Origin of the sequence: Paraburkholderia sp. WC7.3g, from assembly GCF_050436345.1 — a bacterium.
In the GTDB taxonomy this organism is placed as follows: domain Bacteria; phylum Pseudomonadota; class Gammaproteobacteria; order Burkholderiales; family Burkholderiaceae; genus Paraburkholderia; species Paraburkholderia podalyriae.
Genome location: NZ_JBNDMA010000001.1, coordinates 269,416 through 283,653, shown reverse-complemented (window position 1 = coordinate 283,653; position 14,238 = coordinate 269,416). Strand labels below are relative to the sequence as shown.

Sequence of the window (14,238 nt, the reverse complement as noted above, 5' to 3'; positions counted from 1 at the left end):
CGTTGCCCCTTTGAGCCGCTACACCCGCCTTAGTCAAAATAGGGCTCCAATACCCCCTCGATCCAATCCATAAAGGCCCGGACGCGTGGCGACAGGTTACGCCGATGGGCCACGACGAGCGAGGCGGCGAGGGGCTCAGGACGTAAGTCGGGCAGAACCTCCACTAGCGCGCCGCTTTCGATGTGATGCGCGAGCGCTGAATATCCCGCCTGGATCAACCCAATCCCCGCAAGCCCGGCTGCATGATAGGTCTGAACACTGTTGACCTGCATCGCGCCTGGCAACGCAAGCGCCGCATAGCCATCCCCGTCTGGGTATTCCCATCCGGCATGCCTCGCGCCGAGTGTCAGCGTGTAGTGGACCATCCGGTGTCCCTGGCTGCTCAGATCGTCGAGCGTATGCGGTATGCCGTACCGTGCCAGATAGCTCGGGCTCGCGGCATTTGTCATGCGCAGCTTGCCCAGCGGTCGGGCAATCAGCGTCTCGTCGACGATCGGACCCAGACGGATCACGCAATCGAACCCTTCCTGGACGAGATCGACACGCCGATCGGTACTGGAAAGTTCCAGTTCCAACTCTGGATGCGCCGCCATCAGTTGCGGTAGTGCGGGAACCACGACGCTTCGTGCCAATTCGGTGGGCATGTCGACGCGCAACCTTCCCCGTAGTGGTGTGCCATGACCCGAGAACATGGATTGCAATTCCTGTACTTCGGCCAGCAGGTCTCGTGCGCGTGAATAAAAGGCGCGCCCATCTTCAGTGAGTTGCACACTTCGCGTGGTCCGATGCAGGAGGGTGGCCCCCACATCTCGCTCGAGCCCACGGATCACCATAGAGACACGTCCTTTCTGGATACCCAGGCTTTCGGCCGCACGCGTGAAGCTCGTCATTTCGGCGACGCGGGCAAAGATCAGAAGTGCGTCAAGGTTTTGCATTGTTCACCCATGGAGTAACAGAACGTTCTATTTGCCGTCATTTATAGCTCAATTGTGACTCAGTAGACTAGCTTCCCATGTCGTCCACAGGACAACTCGAACGAAAGGGAACAACCATGAATCAACGCACCTCTCCGGTTAAAACGGTCGTCGTCTACCACTCTGGCTACGGGCATACCGAGCGTATGGCAACAGCTATCGCCGAAGGCGCCGGCGCCGTACTCGCCGCAATCGACAGCGACGGAAACCTTGCCGAGGATGCCTGGGAAACGCTTGACGGCGCGGATGCGATCCTGTTCGGCTCGCCGACTTACATGGGCGGCCCTAGCTGGCAGTTCAAGAAGTTCGCGGACGCAACCTCGAAGGCCTGGTTCGAAGGCGGGTGGCAAAACAAGATCTTTGGCGGCTTTACCAATAGCGCGAGTATCAACGGCGACAAGCTCAATACGCTCGAATACTTCTTCCTGCTGGCTGGGCAGCACGGCGGCATCTGGATCAGCATGGATATCAAGCCGGCAAACGTGAAAGCCTCAATGCGCGACGACCTGAATCGCATGGGCTCCTACATCGCGCCAATGGCGCAGACACCTGCCGACGCGTCGCCTGAAGAGATGTCGCCAGGGGATCTCGAAACGGCCCGCCGCTATGGCGCACGCGTCGCGATGATCGCCGGGCAGTTTCGGTCCGGAAGATTTCAAAGCAGCTGAAATCTGTGGTGCGCGAAAACCGACAGACCGGACGCCGCCGCATGTTGTCCAGCCAATCTCGAAGGAAACTGTCATGAAATACAAGCAACTTGGCCGCACCGGCCTCTATGTCTCCGAGCTTTGCCTCGGCACGATGACGATGGGCGGCAATGCTGACGCCGGCATGTGGACGGCGATCGGCGCACTCGGTCAGGACGAGGCGAACCAACTGATTGCCCGCGCGCTTGCTGAGGGAATCAACTTCATCGACACCGCCGACATTTATTCCTTCGGCCAGTCTGAACGCCTCGTCGGACAGGCGCTCAGAGACATCGGAGTCCCACGCAGCGAGATCGTGCTAGCTACCAAGACAGCCGGCGTGATGGGCCCGAAACCCAACGATCAGGGCGCGTCGCGCGGTCACATCATGGATTCCGTGCAGAGGAGCCTGGAACGGCTCCAGGTCGACCATATAGACCTTTACCAGATACACGCCAGCGATCCTGTCACGCCGATCGAAGAGACGCTGCGGGCCCTCGACGATCTTACGCGGCAGGGGCTAGTTCGTTATGTCGGCGTCTCGAATTGGCGCGCAGGCAAGATCGGTAAGGCGCTCGGGCTGAGCGAAGCGCTACACGCCACGCGCTTCGAGACGCTCCAGGCCTACTATTCGATCGCCGGACGTGACGTAGAGCGCGAACTGGTGCCACTCGTCATCGAGGAGCGGATGGGGCTCCTCGTCTGGTCGCCCCTCGCCGGCGGTTTGCTTTCCGGAAAGTTTGGCCCCGGGGCGCCAACCGAACAAGGTTCGAGGCGCAGCCATTTCGATTTTCCGCCGGTCGACCCTGATCGGGCCTGGCCGTGCGTTGCAGAGATGCGCGCCATGGCCGACGCGCGCGGTGTCTCGGTCGCCCGGATCGCGCTCGCCTGGTTGCTCGCCAAGCCGTATGTCACGAGCGTCATTATCGGCGCCAAGCGGGTCGAACAGCTCGAAGATAATCTCGGCGCGATCGATGTCGTCCTCACCGAGGATGAGCTTGCGCGTCTTGAAGTCGTGAGTGCTTTGCCTCCCTACTATCCCGGCTGGATGATCGATCGTCAGGAGGCGAGCAGGGTCCTCCAGCCTTTCAGGCGCGTCGCGTCGGAATAGAACCGGCTACTGCACATCAATCCCTTCGACGCGGGCGCTCGCAAATACCTGGCCCTCGTTGAATTGCATACGCCCACAACAAAAGAGAGATCGAGCTGTTAGCGGGGTGTTCACCTGGGTCCGCCACCAATATTCACGTAGTATGCTGACCGCCTCCAAACGTCCCGTTTACGGAATGGAGACGCATACATGCGACTTGCCGACTTTATCTCCCGAAACATGGAGCCAATTCTGGCGCAGTGGGAGGCGTTCGCCGCCACCCTGCTGCCGGCGGCGGCAAACATGGAATCATCGGGATTGCGTAACGACGCGCAACAAATCCTGCACGCCGTAGCCAAGGACCTGCGAACTTCGCAAACCAGGGAAGCCCAGTGCGAAAAATCGCTGGGACAAGCCCCAGCGCTGATCGATGCGACCGAAACAGCCGCACAAACGCATGCCCTGTTGAGGGCGCGAGCCGGCTTCGATATCAACCAGCTCGCCGCCGAATACCGCGCACTGCGTGCAAGCGTACTTCGCCTGTGGATGGACGATTGCGAGCCCAAAGCACCTGATCTAAACGACATCGTTCGCTTCAATGAAGCGATCGACCAGGCACTTGCCGAATCGGTCCGCTTTTTCAGCGCACAGGTCGAGCAGAATCGAAACCTGCTGCTTGGCATGATGGGACACGACATGCGCAGCCCGCTTCAGGCGATTCAGATGACGGCATCATATCTAGCCGCTCTGAATGCGGGGAACCGGGTATCGGAAGCAGCCGCCCGCCTGATACGTAGCGGAGCCCGGATCCAGGCGCTGCTGGATGACCTGTGCGATTTCAACCGGACGCGGCTGGGCCTCGGCATCAACGTGATGCCCACGAGTATCGACCTGGCGCGCGTGTTTGCCGACGAAATCGATGAACTGCGTGCGGTTCACCCTGACCGGCAGATCGAGCTTCACGTGAGGGGCAATCTACAGGGAGTGTGGGATGGCCGGCGCCTGCAGCAATTGCTTCAGAATCTGGTACTCAATGCCATCAAGTATGGAGCACAGGACACGCCGGTGCGCGTGGAGGTGACCGGAGATGCAACGCAGGTTCATATCGATGTCAGAAACAGCGGACCCGCCATCGAGCGTGAATCCCTGGCGCGCATCTTCGATCCGTTGACGCGGGGGGCCGACCAACAAGGCGAACATGACAGCGCGACTAGCCTGGGGCTGGGTCTGTATATTGCCAGCGAAATTGCCAAGGCCCATCACGGCGCGATCGATGCGCGATCCGACGAGACGGAGACCTCGTTTTCAGTGTCGCTCCCGCGTGCGGATGGGACGGCAAACGGGGATTGACGTTGCCTGCCGCGACGCATCACTGGATTGGCGGCACCACGCCGAGCTTTTCGGCCAGCATCCTCTCGTAGACACCAAAGTGCAGATCGACCTCTTCCTGGGTGACCACGGTCACTGAAATATCGACCTGCGCGGGCTGCAGGCCCAGCACGGTCGCGATCGCCGCCTCCAACTGCGGCGCGCAAAGCCGGTCGTCGGCGAACGTGGTGCCGATCGCGATTTCGTAAGCGTTTTCCTGCAGGAATACCACTTCGACCAGCCGCGCACGCGCGCTCATGTTGCTGTCGATCGCCAGCCGGATGACTTCGACCGCCGTGCGCATCGTCTCGGTCGGGAAACCCTTTGTTGAGCGCAACCTGATTCGGTGCCGGCCAAGGGTCAGCCAATCGTATTCGAATTCCATCTTGTCCTCGCATGGTCCATCACCTACTACATAAAGATAGAGATGTGATGACCTGGCTTCAAGAACAGAAAGTCGCAAAAATCCCCTTGAAATTTTTGTTTGGGATTCTATTCTGAATTCCGCTCAGGCAGTCGCGCCGGCATTCCGGCGCGCTGCGTGTTTCGATTTGTTTGCCGCAGCACGGCAGACGGACTGGAGCGCGTAGGCCGGTTCGTTTCCCTGCTGCATCGAAGGAGGAAACGATCATGAGTGATCTCTATTTCGGGACCGACCTTTTCAGCGAGTTCGACCGTCTGCAACGGCAGATGGCGGGCCTCTTCGGCGGTTTCCCGTCCAGCATCCGTTCCGGGCGCTTCGGCGCCTTCCCGCAGATCAACATCGGCTCGACCGACGACTCTATCGAGATCGTCGCGTTCGCCCCAGGCGTCGATCCGGCGAAGCTCGATGTGTCGATCGACAAGGGGCTGCTGACCATCAGCGGCGAGCGCGAGACCGTACGGCCGGAAGCGGCCGGCGACGATCTGCGTACTTATGCGCAGGAGCGGTTCGTCGGCGCTTTCCGGCGCGTCATCGAACTGCCGCAGCAAGCGGACCCCGGCAAGGTCACGGCGCAGTACACCAATGGCTGCCTGACCGTGAGCATCGGCAAGCGGGAGACGTCAAAGCCGCGCGCCATCACCGTCCAATGAAACCCGTCGCAGAACTGAGGAGGACATCATGAAAGACACCACGGAACTTGCCAGGAAAGACGAAGCGGCGCTGGCCCGCCGCGAAGACGACCCGTCACAACACCGGATCACGCTAACGCCGCCCGTGGACATCTTCGAGGATAGCCAGGGCGTCACGCTGTGGGCGGATCTGCCCGGCGTTACAAAGGACCGGCTCGATCTGAAGGTGCACGATGGCAACCTGTCCATCGAGGCCGAGGCGGTGGTGCCCACGCCGGCGGGGCTGCGGCTGCAGCATGCGGAGATCCGCCAGCCTCACTTCGCGCGTTCGTTCTCCCTTGGAGTTGACCTCGACGCAACGAAAATCGATGCAAACCTGAAGAACGGTGTGCTGAAGCTGACGATACCGCGCCGCGACGAAGCCCGTCCGCGCCGGATCGAGGTGCGCACGGAGTGAAGTCGGCAGTGGAGAGCAACGGCGGGGAGAAAACCGGTGGCGGTCGTCTGGCCGCCATCCGGTTCTTCAGCCAGACCTTAAAGGGAGGATACGATGAACACCGACCCCAAAAAGTGGAACCCGTTCAAGTTCCTACGCGGGGCGGCCCGCAAGTCCGATGCGGACACCCCGGAAAGCCCCCAGGCGAGCGAACAGTGGCGTGCCTCGTGGCCTGACATTCCGCGATTGTTCACACGCGAACCGTGGCGAGCGGTGGAAGAATTCTTCCATGACCCGTTTGCAGGTCGCGGCGCGCTCGAACGATGGTTTGGCGACTTCAGTTCATCGCGCTTCCAGCCGCGCATCGACGTCGTCGACGAAGGGCAGATGCTTCGCGTGACCGCCGAACTGCCCGGGATGGAGCGCGCAGACCTGACTGTGAGCGTCGAGGACGGCGCGATCGTGTTGCGCGGCGAAAAGAAGCAGGACGTCCGCAGCGAGGAAGACGGCTGCTACCGGCTCGAGCGCGCCTATGGAAGCTTCATGCGCACGATCCCGATGCCGGAAAACGCCGACCCCGACCACGCATTGGCAAAATTTGATAACGGTGTGCTCACGTTGACCGTGCCAAAATCGGAGCCGGCGCGATCCACGAGTCGCACGATCGACATCGGCTAGCCAAACAGGCGGGAAGTGCCCGGGTCGCGGCGGGCATCGGGCGAGTCGAGTCGGGCCGTTAGCTCAGCTGGTAGAGCAGCGGACTTTTAATCCGTTGGTCACTGGTTCGAATCCAGTACGGCCTACCCTGGCGGCACGATCGAGTCGGACCTTGCAGGCGCGACATCACTGGATGCCCAGTGCCCGGTCAAGCGGGGCAGGGTGAGCGCATTGCCCCCGAGTCCGACGTGCGGAAGGTTCTGCTCAGCGAGTAGGGCCTCGGCTATTGTTAAACGAATAGTATTGAGCCACCAGATCAAGGAAGGCGCGTGTCACAAACCCAGCGCTGTAACCGGCCTTTACAACGATGAGACCGGCAGTCGAGTTGCTCCGCGAAGCGCCGAGGAGGCTCATCGCAGTATTCAACCGCTGCCGCGTCCTCCAGTACCTCGTAGCTATCCATGTGCGCATCGACCGGCGATAGCGCTTGGGAAAGTCACGCGACAACCACTGAGCGATATCCGCGCTCTATCTAGCGGCGAGCCCAGAAGGCGTCTCGCCCCCAAATTTTATGTTGCGGCGCATCTAAAACCATCCTATAACCATCCACATAGATGGTGAAAGGATGGTGCGATGAAGAAACCCGCGGTATTGGACACCCTCCGCTCGAAAGGCGGCGACTCGGAAAAAATCACGATCAATCTCGGACCCGTCGATCTCGGGCAGATCGATCTCCTGGTTGAAGAAGGCTTCTATGCGAACCGGACCGACCTGATCCGAACGGCGATTCGCAACCAGCTCGCGCTACATGCGCGGGTCGTCCAGGAAACGGTTGCGCGTCGTTCGCTTGTGCTCGGGCTGCAGCATTTCTCCAGGCAGGATCTCGAGGCGATTCGAGCCGCGCGCGAGCGTCTCAACATTCAGGTCCTGGGATTGGCCAGCATTGCCGCCGATGTCTCCCCGGAACTCGCGCTCGCGACTATCGAAAGCGTCGTGGTGCTGGGAGCCTTTCACGCTTCGCCCGCAGTCAAGACGGCGCTTGCTGGCAGAATCCACTAGCCGCGCGAGGCCCACCCCCTCAACGCCGGTAATCGGACAAATGTGATGAAACTCAACGAAGGCTTTCTGAACTCAATGCACGAAGCGATGACTTTGCTGCGTACCCGCGGCGTTGCCGAAGCGACAGAAGCGATACAACGCGCGCACTGCGAGGGGAAAGCGTCGGTGCAGTGAACGAAACTGTGTCGCGGGACAAGACGCCAGAGCCCGTTGTCTTCCCGTTTGCAAAGACCAAGGAAGCGACCGCGCACAAGGCGCGAGAAGACTGCCTTGACGTGGAGGAACGAGGACATTTCATCACGCTTGCGTATGCCAATGCCGCCGGTCGCCGTCAATATCGGCTGTATGTGCCGGCGGGGGGCGCCGGCGAGCCGCTGCCACTGATTGTGATGCTGCACGGCTGCACGCAGGACGCCGACGATTTCGCAGCAGGCACGCAGATGAACGCGCTTGCCGAGCGACATCGATGTCTCGTAGCTTATCCGGTGCAACCGCGGCAGGGGAATCCGTCGAAGTGCTGGAACTGGTTCAAACCTGACGATCAGCATCGCGAGCGCGGCGAGCCGTCGCTGATCGCAGGCATCACGCGCGAAATCATCTCGGCCCACAACGTCGATCCTGCGCGCGTGTACGTCGCGGGGATGTCCGCGGGGGGCGCAATGGCGGCGATCATGATCGCCGAGTATCCCGAGCTGTATGCCGCGGTCGGCGTGCATTCGGGTCTTCCGGCACGGTGCGCGCACAATTTACCCTCCGCGCTCGCGGCGATGAAAGGCGGCAAGCACCCCCGAAACGCACGGCGCGTGCAAGGCGATACAGACTTGTCACCGAGACGGCCCATGATCGTCTTTCATGGTGACGCGGATGCCACCGTGCACGTAGCGAATGCCACGCGGCTCGTGCAGAGGTTCGACGCACGGCCGGACGCCGGCAGCGAACGGCGTCGGGTCGACGCGGGCCGACGCGCCTGTACCGTCTCGCGGCTGGTTTCCGACGACGGTATCGACGCCGAGTTGTGGACCATTCATGGCGCAGGGCACGCTTGGGCAGGCGGCAATGCACGAGGCAGTTATACGGACGCTACCGGTCCGGATGCGAGTGCCGAAATGCTGCGCTTCTTTCTTGATCATCCGCAACGACAATAGTGCAGGCCTCTCTTGTGGTTACTATGATTGCGACGGAGTGGCGTCCGCTGTGCATGTAGAGCAAGTCCGCTTGCTCAATTGCATAAAGGCTGCCCGATGAATCACTTCCGGGGCGAATCCTCGGCGGCAGGTCGGCGAAGCCGGATTTGCGCCGCAATCAACGTACGGCAGGTTGCCATTCAATTGGAGACATCCACGCGTGTTCGTCCATCGTCAACAACGGTCGCGTGTCGCCGATCGCGGCCTTGCGAAGTTCGAGCGATGTGTGCCCATTGCATGAGGCAGTCATCGGCCAGAAAGGGACATTCGACGCGACGGGCTGTATCGTCGACAATGCATGCGACCTGAGGAGGGGACTACATGTTTGCAAAAACTAGAAAACCGAGATTGCCTGCGGCGTCAGTGGTTTCAAAATACGCCCGTCTTGTCGTCGTAACTGTAACTGCCATTTTTTTCATGTTACAGGCGCTCGCGGGACACGCGGCCGACTCAGGCGTCCACAAAGGTGACACGCGTCAGATCAACTCGCAAGTCAATCGCCTCATCGCCGTGCTGAAGGACGAGTATGCGGAGGAGGCGCCACACGACAGGCAGGTGCAGTTCATTGACGTATCGAATTTCGGCAAGATCGCGATTGCAGCCTTCATCATCGAAGGGTTCGGTGGCGGGAACAACGTTCACCAATTCATGGCGGTCTTCGGGCCGCCAGACGGCCCCGGCCCAAAATCCTTGTTGCCGTACTATGCACTGTCAGCGCTTACTGAAATTGGCGACGAATGCGCTGTGGACGTTCGTAGTGTTCGCGCTTCCGCCATTCGGCGGGACGGTTCATTGGCATTGACGTTGCCTACATTTTTGACGTCGACCACCGGCTCGTGCGAAGGCAAGACGCGGTCGTATATTCTGCGGACGAACGAAGCCCGCCTACAACGACTCGAACTGCGGTAGTCGGTCTCGCGCGAACGCTTCTACATAGCGCCGTCCCCAATGTCCGCTCTCGACGATTTTGACCGGCGGAAACGGGTCGGGAAGACTCATTCCACATCGGTGAGAGCGACCATTCGCCGACGCCGGCTTGCGAGCGGCGTCTGGCCGAAGCTCCCAGACGCCCCTGGCCCAGCCGCATTAGTACATCGCAAAGCACACCCCGTCAGCCACGCTCCAACCGCCTGCGCACCGTCCCCACCAACCTGTCAAACGGCAACGTACTGGCAGCCAGCGCACTGACCTCCGAAAAATTCTCCCTCACGATATCTGCCGACACCTGCCCCGGCGGCGCCTCGACCAACACCCGCGCGCCCATTTCCTGGATCACGGTGAGCGCATCGAACCAGCGCACGGTGTAACGCATATTGGTCGCAAGATCTTCGCGAATCGCATCGGCCGTATATAACGGGCGTCCACCGCGATTGCCGATATAAACACCGCGCGGTCTTTCAAAATGCAACGCGCGCGAGTACGCCAGCAGTTCGTCGCTCGCATGCGCGAGCAATTCGCAATGCGAGGGCACGCTGACCGCGAGCCGCGTGGCCTTGCGCGCGCCGGCCGCGAGCGCGCGTTCGATGAACGCGTCGAGCGCATCGTCCGCGCCGGCCATCACGATCTGGCGCGGTGCATTGACGTTGCCGATATACACGCGTTGCCGTTGCTCTGCGGCCTGCTGTGCAACCAGCGTTTGCGCCTGCTGCTCGCTCAAGCCGGAGACGGCCGCGAGACCGTAGCCCGCCGGATAAGCGGTTTCCATCAGCTCGGCGCGTCGCCGCACCATCTTCAACGCGTCACGAAACGCCACCGCGCCGCAACTGACCGCTGCCGCATACGCGCCGATCGACAGCCCCGCGCTGATTTGCGCCACCAATCCTTCATCGGCCAGCGCGCGCAGGATCGCGACGCCCGCGATGGTCAAGCCCAGTTGCACCGCGACCGTCGAATCGAAAGCGTCGGATGAGTCGAGCGTCAGCACGTTGATGCCGAGCGTGTCGGAGGCTTCAGCGAGCGTGTGCTGCACCGCGCGATGCTGCGGCAGTCGATGCAGAAAGCCTTCGCTCTGCGCACCCTGGCCGGGGAACAGAAGCGCGAGCATCAGGCGGTGCCATCGTGAACAACAGCAGCCCACGGATCGGCGATCAAGCGGGGGCCGCTCGCATCGCGGGCAAGCACGCGCGCCTTGCCCGCGGCCCATTCCGCGAGCGCCACGCCACCCGCGGGCGTTTCGAGCTGCACATCGATGCGAATGCCGATACGCGCCGCGAGCGTTTGCAGCTGCTCCAGCAAAGCGCTCGCGACATGCAGCGCCAGCGGTTGCGGCACGCGGATCAACAGATCGAGGTCGCTCGTTGCGTTGACAGTCGGCACGTGCGTCGCCAGTTCAAAGCCGGTGCTGCCAATCGGTCCCCAAACGAATCCACCAAGCGGACCGCCCGGATCACGTTGCAACGAAAGCAGTGCAACGAAAGAGGGCAAAGCGTCACGTCCGGCATCGGCTTGCGTCTGCGCGAGGGATTCCGGCGCCACGGCACTGACGATATCGTCCGCATGCACCCATGTGCCGTAGCGTTGCGCTCGCTGCGCACCGCGTACGCCGATCGCGACGAAACCATCAGCAGCGAACGCGCGCCGGACGACCGCATACGGCGCGCGTTCGAACGCGTCGCGAACCCACGCCGGTTCGGCATCGAGCGAATCCAGCCGCCGCAAGCGCAGCAGATCATGCGGCCGCCACCGCGCGTCGCACGACGTGGCGTGCGCAGTGGGGAAGGGCGCAACCGCACACGCGCGCATCACACGGCATCCCACTGTTCGGCAAGACGCCGTCGCACCTCGATCGACGCCGCGCGATTCTGCCGCGCCGCCGCCGATTCCAGCCGATGCGCGAGCGTACGATCCCCGTCGCGCGCGCTGCGAATCTGCTCGACCAGCACCGCGCGCACGCGCTCGATCTGCGCCGCGTCGGGCGCATCCGCGTCGATGCCTTCGATCAGCTGGTCGAGCAGCCCCAGCTTCGCAAATGACGTCATCGAATACGACATCGGCACGATCATCTCGCCGAGTTCGTCGAGCGCTTCGACCGTACGGCGCGTGACGCGCGCGGCCGCTTCCTTGCCCATCGCGTGGACCATCGTGCCGGGCGCGTCGAGCGCGACGATGCGATTCGCCTGATAGCCGTGCGCGAGGAACGCCCCCGACATCGCCGGACCGACGATTAGCGCGATCACCGGATGGCCGGCCTCGCGTGCGCTCGCGTATGCGTCGACGGCGGCCGCGCACGCGAGGTGAATGCCGAGCATTTCCTCGCGATAGCCATACGCCTGGCTCTTCACGTCGACGATCGCGACGATCGGGCGGCGCATGCTAGCGCTGTTATCCGCATCGATCGCTTCGCGCACCGCACGCGCGAGTTGCCAGCCTTGTTCGAGCCCGACCACGTTGGTGGTCGCGCGTGGAAAGCGGTTCGCGGCATCGGGCACGACCGTAATGAAGCGCGCGGTGTCGCCGCCGAGCGGCGCATCGCCGCTCCAGACGGGCGCCGCGCTCGACGGTTCGCCTGCCAGTGCGTTGAACCAGCGCGCGCCGCGCGTGAGTGCCGTGTCGTTCATGTCTGCTCCTGGTTCGATGCATCGCGGCGCTGCGGGTTGTACACATCGCGTAGCGTTTGCGGCGTGACGTTCGCCGGATCGATGCGCGCGAGCCGCTGCAGGAACGTGTCGACCTGCTCGCTGCGATGCATGGCCGGCACGCCCTGCGCGAACGCGGCATGCACGGCGGCACGCACCGCGTCGGCATCGTCGTCGACGAGCATGTCGGCGAGCGCGCTCGCGACGCGCTGTTCGCCGCCGATCAATTGCCACACCCGGCGACGATCGCTCGCATCGAGCTCTTCGATGCCAGCTTCCTGCTCGATCACTTCGGGTCCGTTCATGCCGAGCCGCCCCTGCTTCGTCACGATCAGATACGAGCACAACGCGGCCGCGAGCGACATGCCGCCAAAGCAGCCGACCATGCCCGCGATCACGCCGACCACCGGCACGTGCCGTCGCAGCGCGACGATCGCCGCCTGAATCTCGGCGATGACGGCGAGCCCCAGATTCGCTTCCTGCAGCCGCACGCCGCCCGTTTCGAACAGCACGACGGGGCGCACCAGCTTGCCGCGCTCGCAGTCGCGCAGCGCCATCTCGAGCGCCGCGGCGATCTTGCTGCCCGACACTTCGCCGATGCTGCCGCCCTGGAATGCCGATTCGATCGCAGCGACCACGGCCGGTTCGCCGTCGATCGTGCCGCGCGCGATCACGCAGCCGTCGTCGGCCTGGCAGACGATGCCCTGCAAGGGCAGCCACGGCGACTCGATGCGATCGAACGGTCCGAGCAGTTCGCGGAAGCTGCCCGCATCGAGCAGCCGGCGGGCGCGCTCGCGCGCGGGCAGTTCGATGAGGCTCTCGCGCAGCAGCGGCGCGCTGTGAACGCTGGCGCTCGTGCTCATACGCTGTCTCCTTCCTCGGCCGCTTCGACCGCTTCGGCGAGCCGCAACGCGACCACGCCCGGCGTCGCGCCGAAGTCGTTGATCTCGATGTGCGCGGCGCCGTCATAGCGCGTGAAGAAACGGTCGAGCACGCTCTTCCAGATGTGGCTATAGCCGTCGACGCTGGTGCGCACGACCACATGCGCGGCGAGCGCTGGGCCGCTTGCATCGGCAGCGGCGGGCGAGAGCAACACTTCCAGGTCGCCCGAGCCGACCACGCCGACGTGCGCGCGGGTCGTGACGGCGCGTTGCGCCGGATAGTCGAAGGTCAGATGTTCCATCAGGCTCAGCTCCGGCTGGCGTCGCGATGCGCCAGCATGTCGAGAAAGAGGGTGGCGGCAAGCAGATCGGCCGCGCCGCCAGGCGATGCGTTCAGCGACAGCAGTTCGCGTTCGAGCGCGTCGAGCGCGACGCGGCCCGCGGGTGTCGAACTGCCGCCGGCGTCGAGCACGCGCCGCGCGCCGCGCTGCCCCGCCTGCAAGCCGGCGAGTCCCGCGCGATGCAGCAGGCAGGTATCGTCGAGCGTGCTCATGATCGCGAGCAGCGCATCGATGCGCGCGGTGTTTTCGTCGAGGCCGCGTGCGCGTGCGCCATGCAACGCGGGCAGACCGACGTCGAGCGCGTGCGGAAAGCCGTCCTGCGCTTCGCGCCGCGCGCCGCCGACCTGATAGCGTTGACGCGCCCGCTCGCCGTGGCTATCGGACGCAGCGGCGAAGCGGTCCGGGAAGCAGGCGATCTGCGCGGCCAGCGCGCAGACGCGCGAAGCATCGAGGTGGTTGGGATCGCCAGATCTGTGCGCACGCATGGACGAACTCGACGATGTTTCGAGCGCCACGCCTGCAACGAGCAAGCCGATGATCCAGATCGCGCCGCGATGCGCATTGCTACCGCCCGTCGCGCGCATCATGTCCTGTTCGCCCGCGCGGCCGATCTGCGCGAGCTCGGCGCGCAGCAGCGCCGAGGGTTCGCCGCGGCGGCGCGCCGTGCGCGCGAGTGCCGCGAACGTCGGTTCGAGCGCGTGCGCGGAGCGCCGCATGATCGCGAGATCGAGGTCGCGATGCGCGCCGCTGCCGCGCCGGTCGACGAGCGCGGGCTTCGGCGTGAGCTCTGCCTCGTCGATCAGCGCGGTGGTCGCTTCGCGCGCGAGTTGCGCGTCGGAAAACGGCGCGGCCGGCGACCTGCCACATGCATCGCGCAGGACCGAAGCATGCGGCGCGTCCAACCGTTCAGGAAGAGCAGCAGCGGACGCCATCG

Annotated in this window: 16 protein-coding genes, 1 tRNA gene and 1 pseudogene; 10 read left to right on the top strand and 8 right to left on the bottom strand. The window is 63.2% G+C overall.

Annotation, left to right across the window (positions count from 1 at the left end):
* Positions 1 to 29 precede the first annotated feature (29 nt).
* Positions 30 to 935: a LysR family transcriptional regulator gene (locus OKW43_RS01365; RefSeq protein WP_429444729.1), complete on the bottom strand. Its 906-nt coding sequence runs from the start codon at positions 933 to 935 to the stop codon at positions 30 to 32.
* 116 nt (positions 936 to 1,051) lie between these two features.
* Between OKW43_RS01365 and OKW43_RS01360 the strand changes: the two genes are divergently transcribed.
* The 3 genes from OKW43_RS01360 to OKW43_RS01350 all read left to right on the top strand — a co-directional run bounded on the left by OKW43_RS01360 (position 1,052) and on the right by OKW43_RS01350 (position 4,100).
* Complete coding sequence (locus tag OKW43_RS01360; RefSeq protein ID WP_429444727.1) at positions 1,052 to 1,642, top strand: flavodoxin family protein; 591 nt, start codon at positions 1,052 to 1,054, stop codon at positions 1,640 to 1,642.
* A gap of 73 nt (positions 1,643 to 1,715) precedes the next feature.
* Entirely contained in the window at positions 1,716 to 2,771 is a 1,056-nt protein-coding gene (locus tag OKW43_RS01355) for an aldo/keto reductase (protein WP_429444725.1), read from the top strand.
* A gap of 189 nt (positions 2,772 to 2,960) precedes the next feature.
* Positions 2,961 to 4,100 (top strand): ATP-binding protein, encoded by a 1,140-nt coding sequence (locus OKW43_RS01350; RefSeq protein WP_429444723.1) that lies wholly within the window; start codon positions 2,961 to 2,963, stop codon positions 4,098 to 4,100.
* 19 nt (positions 4,101 to 4,119) lie between these two features.
* Here the strand turns inward: OKW43_RS01350 and OKW43_RS01345 are convergent, their stop codons facing one another.
* Complete coding sequence (locus OKW43_RS01345) at positions 4,120 to 4,503, bottom strand: hypothetical protein (RefSeq protein WP_429444721.1); 384 nt, start codon at positions 4,501 to 4,503, stop codon at positions 4,120 to 4,122.
* A 245-nt stretch (positions 4,504 to 4,748) separates the two neighbouring features.
* Here OKW43_RS01345 and OKW43_RS01340 point away from each other — a divergent pair, with 245 nt between their 5' ends.
* From OKW43_RS01340 to OKW43_RS01310, 7 genes and pseudogenes are all read left to right on the top strand, one after another.
* Positions 4,749 to 5,192: an Hsp20/alpha crystallin family protein gene (locus tag OKW43_RS01340; RefSeq protein WP_187639468.1), complete on the top strand. Its 444-nt coding sequence runs from the start codon at positions 4,749 to 4,751 to the stop codon at positions 5,190 to 5,192.
* A 28-nt stretch (positions 5,193 to 5,220) separates the two neighbouring features.
* The gene (locus OKW43_RS01335; protein WP_429444719.1) at positions 5,221 to 5,628 is read left to right on the top strand and encodes an Hsp20/alpha crystallin family protein; all 408 of its coding nucleotides are present in this window, start codon (positions 5,221 to 5,223) and stop codon (positions 5,626 to 5,628) included.
* Between the two features lie 93 nt (positions 5,629 to 5,721).
* Positions 5,722 to 6,285: an Hsp20/alpha crystallin family protein gene (locus OKW43_RS01330; RefSeq protein ID WP_187639470.1), complete on the top strand. Its 564-nt coding sequence runs from the start codon at positions 5,722 to 5,724 to the stop codon at positions 6,283 to 6,285.
* A gap of 52 nt (positions 6,286 to 6,337) precedes the next feature.
* Positions 6,338 to 6,410, top strand: a tRNA-Lys gene (locus tag OKW43_RS01325).
* A 487-nt stretch (positions 6,411 to 6,897) separates the two neighbouring features.
* Positions 6,898 to 7,323 (top strand): CopG family transcriptional regulator, encoded by a 426-nt coding sequence (locus OKW43_RS01320; protein ID WP_187639471.1) that lies wholly within the window; start codon positions 6,898 to 6,900, stop codon positions 7,321 to 7,323.
* A gap of 45 nt (positions 7,324 to 7,368) precedes the next feature.
* Positions 7,369 to 8,468: pseudogene (locus OKW43_RS01315) on the top strand (extracellular catalytic domain type 1 short-chain-length polyhydroxyalkanoate depolymerase).
* Positions 8,469 to 8,828: 360 nt separating this feature from the next.
* Entirely contained in the window at positions 8,829 to 9,416 is a 588-nt protein-coding gene (locus OKW43_RS01310) for a hypothetical protein (protein ID WP_187636825.1), read from the top strand.
* Positions 9,417 to 9,618: 202 nt separating this feature from the next.
* On the opposite strand, the gene mdcH is transcribed toward OKW43_RS01310, so the two are convergent.
* The 6 genes from mdcH to OKW43_RS01280 are packed head-to-tail and all read right to left on the bottom strand — an operon-like array spanning position 9,619 to position 14,236.
* Positions 9,619 to 10,551, bottom strand: a complete 933-nt coding sequence (mdcH, locus tag OKW43_RS01305; protein WP_429444716.1) for a malonate decarboxylase subunit epsilon — start codon at positions 10,549 to 10,551, stop codon at positions 9,619 to 9,621.
* Positions 10,551 to 11,249 carry a malonate decarboxylase holo-ACP synthase gene (locus OKW43_RS01300; RefSeq protein WP_429444714.1) on the bottom strand — a complete coding sequence of 233 codons (699 nt, stop codon included), beginning with the start codon at positions 11,247 to 11,249 and terminating at the stop codon, positions 10,551 to 10,553. Before OKW43_RS01300 ends, mdcH begins: the two co-directional genes overlap by 1 nt.
* Entirely contained in the window at positions 11,249 to 12,064 is an 816-nt protein-coding gene (gene mdcE / locus OKW43_RS01295; protein WP_429444712.1) for a biotin-independent malonate decarboxylase subunit gamma, read from the bottom strand. The genes OKW43_RS01300 and mdcE overlap by 1 nt, the downstream gene beginning before the upstream one ends.
* Positions 12,061 to 12,945, bottom strand: coding sequence for a biotin-independent malonate decarboxylase subunit beta (locus OKW43_RS01290; RefSeq protein ID WP_187636829.1), 885 nt, complete (start codon positions 12,943 to 12,945; stop codon positions 12,061 to 12,063). Before OKW43_RS01290 ends, mdcE begins: the two co-directional genes overlap by 4 nt.
* Complete coding sequence (locus OKW43_RS01285) at positions 12,942 to 13,265, bottom strand: malonate decarboxylase subunit delta (RefSeq protein ID WP_187636830.1); 324 nt, start codon at positions 13,263 to 13,265, stop codon at positions 12,942 to 12,944. The genes OKW43_RS01290 and OKW43_RS01285 overlap by 4 nt, the downstream gene beginning before the upstream one ends.
* 5 nt (positions 13,266 to 13,270) lie before the next feature.
* Complete coding sequence (locus OKW43_RS01280) at positions 13,271 to 14,236, bottom strand: triphosphoribosyl-dephospho-CoA synthase (RefSeq protein WP_429444710.1); 966 nt, start codon at positions 14,234 to 14,236, stop codon at positions 13,271 to 13,273.
* Positions 14,237 to 14,238: the final 2 nt, after the last annotated feature.

Coding starts and splice junctions, on each gene's coding strand:
- OKW43_RS01365 (WP_429444729.1), bottom strand. CDS start 935: ATGCAAAACCTTGACGCACTTCTGATCTTTGCCCGCGTCGCCGAAATG.
- OKW43_RS01360 (WP_429444727.1), top strand. CDS start 1,052: ATGAATCAACGCACCTCTCCGGTTAAAACGGTCGTCGTCTACCACTCT.
- OKW43_RS01355 (WP_429444725.1), top strand. CDS start 1,716: ATGAAATACAAGCAACTTGGCCGCACCGGCCTCTATGTCTCCGAGCTT.
- OKW43_RS01350 (WP_429444723.1), top strand. CDS start 2,961: ATGCGACTTGCCGACTTTATCTCCCGAAACATGGAGCCAATTCTGGCG.
- OKW43_RS01345 (WP_429444721.1), bottom strand. CDS start 4,503: ATGGAATTCGAATACGATTGGCTGACCCTTGGCCGGCACCGAATCAGG.
- OKW43_RS01340 (WP_187639468.1), top strand. CDS start 4,749: ATGAGTGATCTCTATTTCGGGACCGACCTTTTCAGCGAGTTCGACCGT.
- OKW43_RS01335 (WP_429444719.1), top strand. CDS start 5,221: ATGAAAGACACCACGGAACTTGCCAGGAAAGACGAAGCGGCGCTGGCC.
- OKW43_RS01330 (WP_187639470.1), top strand. CDS start 5,722: ATGAACACCGACCCCAAAAAGTGGAACCCGTTCAAGTTCCTACGCGGG.
- OKW43_RS01320 (WP_187639471.1), top strand. CDS start 6,898: ATGAAGAAACCCGCGGTATTGGACACCCTCCGCTCGAAAGGCGGCGAC.
- OKW43_RS01310 (WP_187636825.1), top strand. CDS start 8,829: ATGTTTGCAAAAACTAGAAAACCGAGATTGCCTGCGGCGTCAGTGGTT.
- mdcH (WP_429444716.1), bottom strand. CDS start 10,551: ATGCTCGCGCTTCTGTTCCCCGGCCAGGGTGCGCAGAGCGAAGGCTTT.
- OKW43_RS01300 (WP_429444714.1), bottom strand. CDS start 11,249: ATGCGCGCGTGTGCGGTTGCGCCCTTCCCCACTGCGCACGCCACGTCG.
- mdcE (WP_429444712.1), bottom strand. CDS start 12,064: ATGAACGACACGGCACTCACGCGCGGCGCGCGCTGGTTCAACGCACTG.
- OKW43_RS01290 (WP_187636829.1), bottom strand. CDS start 12,945: ATGAGCACGAGCGCCAGCGTTCACAGCGCGCCGCTGCTGCGCGAGAGC.
- OKW43_RS01285 (WP_187636830.1), bottom strand. CDS start 13,265: ATGGAACATCTGACCTTCGACTATCCGGCGCAACGCGCCGTCACGACC.
- OKW43_RS01280 (WP_429444710.1), bottom strand. CDS start 14,236: ATGGCGTCCGCTGCTGCTCTTCCTGAACGGTTGGACGCGCCGCATGCT.